The organism is Microcystis sp. LEGE 00066 (assembly GCF_015207925.1).
In the GTDB taxonomy this organism is placed as follows: Bacteria; Cyanobacteriota; Cyanobacteriia; order Cyanobacteriales; family Microcystaceae; genus Microcystis; species Microcystis ichthyoblabe_A.
This window is the reverse complement of the sequence record NZ_JADEVX010000220.1, coordinates 1-6,299: the sequence shown is the minus strand read 5'-3', so window position 1 is coordinate 6,299 and position 6,299 is coordinate 1. Positions and strand designations below refer to the sequence as shown.

The window sequence follows — 6,299 nt, the reverse complement described above, 5'->3', positions numbered from 1 at the left end:
GCCATTTTTGGTGCTTTACTGTTTCTCAAATGCCTTTTTTCGCTCCTTATGTTTATTTTTATGCTCACTTTGATTTTTTCTCTCCGTAATTTCTCTCTGTGACAGCTTAGGGTGCGGAATGTGGGTTACAATTAATTACCCGCTCCAAAAAGAAGATGAAGCAAAAATTAGTCAAAATTATTGATAAAATCTTGCTTCGCAAGCGTTCTTTAATTGAAACAGTTAACGACGAACTGAAAAATATCTGCCAGATTGAACATTCCAGACATCGCAGCGTTTGGAACTTTCTCGTCAATCTCTTTGCTGGCTTGATTGCTTATAGCTATTTGCCCAAAAAACCCTCCTTGGATTTAGAGCCAAAGGGCTTCCCTGCTCTACCTCCTGCTATTTTTTAGCTCCGTCGAACTCACGTCTTGACAAGGGGACTCAGAACCCAGTCCCCTTGCCCGGAGTTGTTGTCAGACTTAAATGATGACGCACTCTAGTTTAATAACCTATCTTGCGCGATTCTAAGCCGCAAAGATATTATCTGCTGTCAAGTTAAGGTTAGGAGTCAAGGTCGCCAGTAGCCTTGCAGCGCCAGAACCATTACCATCCACATCAAAGAAGAGTTGGCCTGTTGGTTTATTAAAGATAAAGCGATGGCTGGCCGTCGTGGCGACGGTTCCCAAGACAAATTGAGCCGCCGCAATACTTTCACCGGCGATTAATCCGCCACCAAAACCCGCCGCCGAGACTTGGAGCGTATCTTGGAAAACGTTGAAGTCCGTAATCGTATCTTGGCCTTCACTGGCAAGGCTATAGGCAATTACGTCAAAACCAGTACCAGAGGTAATCGTGTCATTCCCTGCACCGCCAACTAACATATCGCTGGCATTGGAACCAATCAAAATGTCATGGCCCGCTCGACCGCTCAGATTGCGGGTAGTTCCGGCTTCGATCACATCGTTACCCGTGGTTCCCTGTTGATTGAGAACACCGTCATCATTCAGGATCATAGTGGTGACAGCACCTGGTGTGCCAATGGTATAGCCACTGCCACTCGCTAGGGTAAAGGCGATTGTTTCATTGGCTTCTCTGACGCTATCTCCAGTTGTCACGATCTCGATCTTAGCCGCTGTCTGACCAGGCGCGAAGACAATATTACCCGTTGTTGGTGAGACAAAATTCCCGCCGTAGGCATTGTAGTCATTGCTACGAGTTGCCGTACCAGCAAGGGTAAAGTTAACGGTTAAAGAGTTAGTGGTGGCTCCTGAACGAGTGAAGTTATAGACGAGGTTAGTTTTGCCGTTTTCACTCACCCCGCTATAGTTACTGGCTAATGTCACCACTGGAGTCGCAGTACCTGTATTCAGAATTAACTGCACATTTCCAACATTGCCATTGGAAAAACCAAAGACGTACTCGCTGTTGTCAATCGTATCCAGAGTTGTCAATAAACCACCGAGGGCAAAGGCTTGACCACTCTTGGCTGTCAAGGCGCTGATGGCGGCGGCGTTGAGGTCAATGGTACGAAACTGGTTATCGTCTGCATTGGTGTAGGTTCGGCTGCCATAAATAGCACCATCTCCTAAGTCAGCATAAATCGCCGTTTTACCGCTTCCCCCCGCAGTTAAGGTAGGTACCGCCGTCGTGACATCGCGTAACTGATAGGTTTCAGTGGTTTGCGGACTATCGTAGTCATAGGTGTTCACCCGTAACTGAGCGCTGATAATCGGGGCTGTCAACGTGGGCAGATTGAAGGTAAACCAGTTGCGGTAGAGCTTCCCATCAGCAATGTTACTATCTCCTGCAGCGTAATTGGTATTGGTAGGACCGTGGAATCCCGTGCTGTCGTACCATCCCGTATCTGCCGCGTTCAAGGTAATTGTGTTCAGAGGCGGCTCATTGTCAGCAATGCTTACGGTTGCGCTAGAAGATGGTGTGACATTGCCTTGACTGGCTGTAGCGGAGCCGGACTTATTGCCTAAACTGCCGGGGGTATAACCGGAGCCGGCTAAGACGGTGAGAATGGCGGTTTCTGTGCCTTCTGGGAGGGTGTCGTCAATGACATTGAGGTTAACCACTGCGGTGGAGGAACCCGCCGCAAAAGTCACAGTGGTGGGAATGGCCGTATAATCCGCTCCATTGGTTGCTGTACCACTCATGGCCATGTTGACCCTCAAGGCACTGGTGGTCGGACCGGTACGGGTGAGGGTGAATTGCCCTGGGTTGGTGGGTTCGCCAGCATCGGCATCGGTGGCTACTACTGTGACGACGGGAAGGGCAGTACCCGTATTCAGCACTAACTGCACATCCCCCAGAACAGGACCTGAAGAACCAAAGACATACTCGATATTGTCAATCGTGTCCAGGGTTGTCAATAAACCACCCAGGGCAAAGGCTTGACCACTCTTCGCTGTCAAGGCACTGATGGCGGCGGCGTTGAGGTCAATGGTACGAATCAGGTTATTGTCTGCATTGGTGTAAACCCGGCTGCCATAAATAGCACCATCTCCTAAGTCAGCATAGATCGCCGTTTTACCGCTTCCCCCCGCCGTTAGGGTGGGTACCGCCGTCGTGACATCGCGTAACTCATAGGTTTCACTGGTTTGCGGACTACTATAGCCAAAGGTATTTACCTTCAGTTGAGCGCTGATAATCGGGGCGGTCAATGTGGGCAGATTGAAAGTAAACCAGTTGCGATAAAGGATGTTAGGGTTTTCGTTATCTCCTACAATGTAATTTGTATTGCTAGGAATGTGGAATCCCGTGTTATCGTACCATCCCGTATCTGCCGCGTTCAGGGTAATTGTGTTCAGAGGCGGCTCATTGTCGGCAATGCTTACAGTTGCACTAGAAGATGGTGTGACATTGCCTTTGCTTTCCGCAGAGCCAGACTTATTGCCTAAACTGCCGGGGGTATAACCAGAGCCGGCTAAGACGGTGAGGGTGGCGGTTTCCGTGCCTTCTGGGAGGGTGTCGTCAATGACATTGAGGTTAACCACTGCGGTGGAGGAACCCGCCGCAAAAGTCACAGTGGTGGGAATGGCCGTATAATCCGCTCCATTGGTTGCTGTACCACTCATGGCCATGTTGACCCTCAAGGCACTGGTGGTCGGACCGGTACGGGTGAGGGTGAATTGCCCTGGGTTGGTGGGTTCGCCAGCATCGGCATCGGTGGCTACTACTGTCACCACCGGAGTCGCAGTACCTGTACCAATATTCAGTGACCAACCACCAGCAATAGTTCCCACGTCCCCTCCCGCGTCATCCACAACGTAGAGGCTCCAGGTTCCATTGGGGTTGATGCCGTTGAATACGGAGAAGTCCGTACCGTAGGGGCCACCGGGAGCGGGCGAGTTAAAGATATCACCGGTTTCAAAGTCTGTGGCCTTATAACTGCCACTGGTAATTAGCCCTGAATCGGGCAAGGAGGAGGTGGCCGTCGGATCAAAGGTGAGAGTGATATTATTGACATCATCTGAGCCACCCACATCGGACATTAATAGGGCTTTGGTTCCCGTCGGACCGACCAGTAATACATCAATATCATCGGGGTAAGTATGGCTCAGGTTTGTCAGCGTTACTTTCAGGCTATTAATATTACCGCTTAAGCCTGAAACATTAATAGTGGAAGGATAGGGGGTACTGGAACCAATGTTAGGAATAGTAATCGGGTTAGGGTTACTAAAAATCGGTAGGGTTTCTTCGGAAACAATCGTTCCTGTGGCTGTTCCAGGTGAACCGCCAATATAACCGGTGCCGCTATTAACCGTGAGAGCCACTGTTTCGTTAGCGATTTCGGCAATAGTGTCAGCAATGGGATCAACCTCGACCGTTGCCGTTGTCGCACCGGCAGCAAAAGTGACGGTTCCCAGTTTCGTCGTCGGGTTAAAGGTGACAGCACTACCTGTTAATACGTTGTAATCGGCTGGGTCGCTTCCCACTGGGGCGGCGTTGGCTATGCCACTCGCCCCGAAGTTAACGGTCAGGGGAGAACTCAGGTTTAAGTTAGTGCGAGTAAAGGTATAAACCAAGTTAGTCACACCGTCTTCCTGCACAGTGGCCGGACTGACACTGACGGTTACGGAAGGTAAGTTAGCCGCCGCCAAAGCGTTAAACACATTGAGCCGCTTACCAGAAACCGTTCTCCCTGCTAGAGCCGCAATAGAATCCCCCGTGTTCATTAAGGTGTTTTTCACCTGTTGGGCTGTCCAGGTGGGATTTTGTGACCACAACAAAGCCGCCGCCCCCGCCACATGGGGACTGGCCATGGATGTCCCTGAAAGGGTCGCGTATCCACCACCAGGAGCTAGACTGTAAATGTCTGAACCAGGCGCACCCAAATCTACGCTGTTTAAGCCATAGTTGGAAAAGGAAGAGAGAGCATCGGTGCGGGTGGTGGAAGCAACGGAAATAATATTAGGGAGGTTGTAGGCAGCGGGATACATGGGATTGATATCCGCGTTTTGTCCACTATTACCAGCCGCCGCAATAAATAAAGCTCCCGCCTGACCCGCCGCATTAATCGCATCGTAGAGCGCCTGACTAAAACCGCCGCCACCCCAGGAATTATTGGTGAGCTTAACTCCTTTGGCCGTCGCATAGTTAATTGCCAAGATGGCATTGGAGAGAGTGCCTGATCCCGTATCATCAAGGAACTTCAGGGGCATGATTTTGGCATTCCAAGCCACCCCCGTCACGCCGACCCCATTATTTCCTTTGCCAGCAATGGTTCCCGAAACATGGGTTCCGTGACCATCAACATCACTGGGGTTATTGTCGTTGTAGGCAAAGTCCCAACCGCGAATGTCATCAACGTAGCCATTGCCATCGTTGTCAATGCCATCCCCAGCAATTTCCCCTGGGTTTGTCCAGATGTTGCCAACTAGGTCTTGGTGATTGTAGTCCACCCCCGTATCAATAACTCCAATCACTAAATTAGGATCGCCGGTCTGAATATCCCAGGCTTCAGGGGCATCAATATCGGCATCGGGAGTACCGCCACTTTGTCCGGTGTTATGCAATCCCCAAAGTTGATTAAAACTGGGGTCGTTGGGGAATGTCGCCCTCGGAGTGATTGTGCCTTTCCTCAGAATATAGTCGGGCTCAATGTATTCAAAAATCGGATTGGAGCGATATTGTGCCAGAATCTTCTCCACAGAGAGCGACCCGGATAACTTCCAAACCTGCGCCCCCGTTAGTTTAATCGTCTGGGTACTGACAGCACCAAAGAGGGACCGAAACTGAGCAACTTGGGCGCTGGCGATTCCCTTCTTGAACTTGACAATCAGTTGATTGGGAGCATAAGGGGCAAGGGTGCTAGTTGCTGCCGGTCTTAGCTCGGAGGTGACGGGGGCGGTAGTGGGTACAGAGACAAGACCCGACGCTGGACTGGTGGTGACGGGGTCGGTAGTGGGTACAGAGGCAGGACTCGGCGCTGGACTGGCGAGATAACCAGAAGAGTCAATACTAAGAGAAGCGGGAAAGACCACTTGACTCGTAGCAGCAGGGGAGACTGGAACCGTGGGGGCCTCAGAGGAGACTGTAGATGGGGAGGGGTTAGAGTTCAGGACTCCTAAGGGAGAAGTTTCCTTCGATACAGTTAAATCGTCGGAACCTGTTAAATCAAAGGTGATTGGGGAGGCTCCGTCAAAACTCAAAAAATCTTCTAGAGATGACATATCTGTACTAGATAAATTGGAACTTAATTGTGTTGTCTTCATCAGCAGGCACACCCCATTTTCCGAAAATTAATCGGTCAATTACCTGGGGGTGTTGAATTTTTTCTGTTTATGGTTAGGGAAAAAGACCAGCCCAACCTTTCTGCCCTGGGGCTAAATCTTTCATCTACTTATGATTATAAATAGATAAGTTTAAGAAAAAAATAAATTTTTTCTTAAATTAATTTATCCAAGAGCCTGATTATTCACAGCAATAAGAAAAGCATTATTGAGAATTAAAAAACCTAGAGGTATTAAGCTGCCCGTGCATTTAAATTACTTCTTGAGGCGCAGTTAAAATTCGTTGCGTAAATGCGTCCTAGCTTACTAGGTCAGGGTTTCTCAATCAACAGAGTAAATACTAAAACTATTTTCCAAAAACTGTAGCCCAATTATAGAAAAGATAATTAGGGTCTGCTGAATAAATCTAAAAACCTTGTTGGATAAGAATTTTAGACTTTTTTCCCATCAAAAAGTGCCAGACCTTGGGGGGATCGGGGGGGAAATTTAGGCTCTTTTTCCCTGAAAATTAGGTAATTGACCCCCTGAAAATGGGTAAAACCCCACACCCCACACCCCACACCCTGTCTCTTA

At 49.3% G+C, this 6,299-nt stretch carries 1 protein-coding gene and 1 pseudogene; one reads left to right on the top strand and one right to left on the bottom strand.

What is annotated here, in order from left to right; all coding sequences use genetic code 11:
* Window positions 1–122 precede the first annotated feature (122 nt).
* Window positions 123–395, top strand: a pseudogene (locus tag IQ224_RS20640) (transposase); the annotation flags it as partial.
* 114 nt (window positions 396–509) lie between these two features.
* Here IQ224_RS20640 and IQ224_RS20635 read toward each other — a convergent pair.
* Window positions 510–5,708, bottom strand: coding sequence for a S8 family serine peptidase (locus IQ224_RS20635; protein WP_194033444.1), 5,199 nt, complete (start codon window positions 5,706–5,708; stop codon window positions 510–512).
* Between the last annotated feature and the right edge of the window lie 591 nt (window positions 5,709–6,299).

Excerpts from the sequence above, each read along its gene's own strand:
- IQ224_RS20635 (WP_194033444.1), bottom strand. The coding sequence starts at position 5,708 with ATGAAGACAACACAATTAAGTTCCAATTTATCTAGTACAGATATGTCA.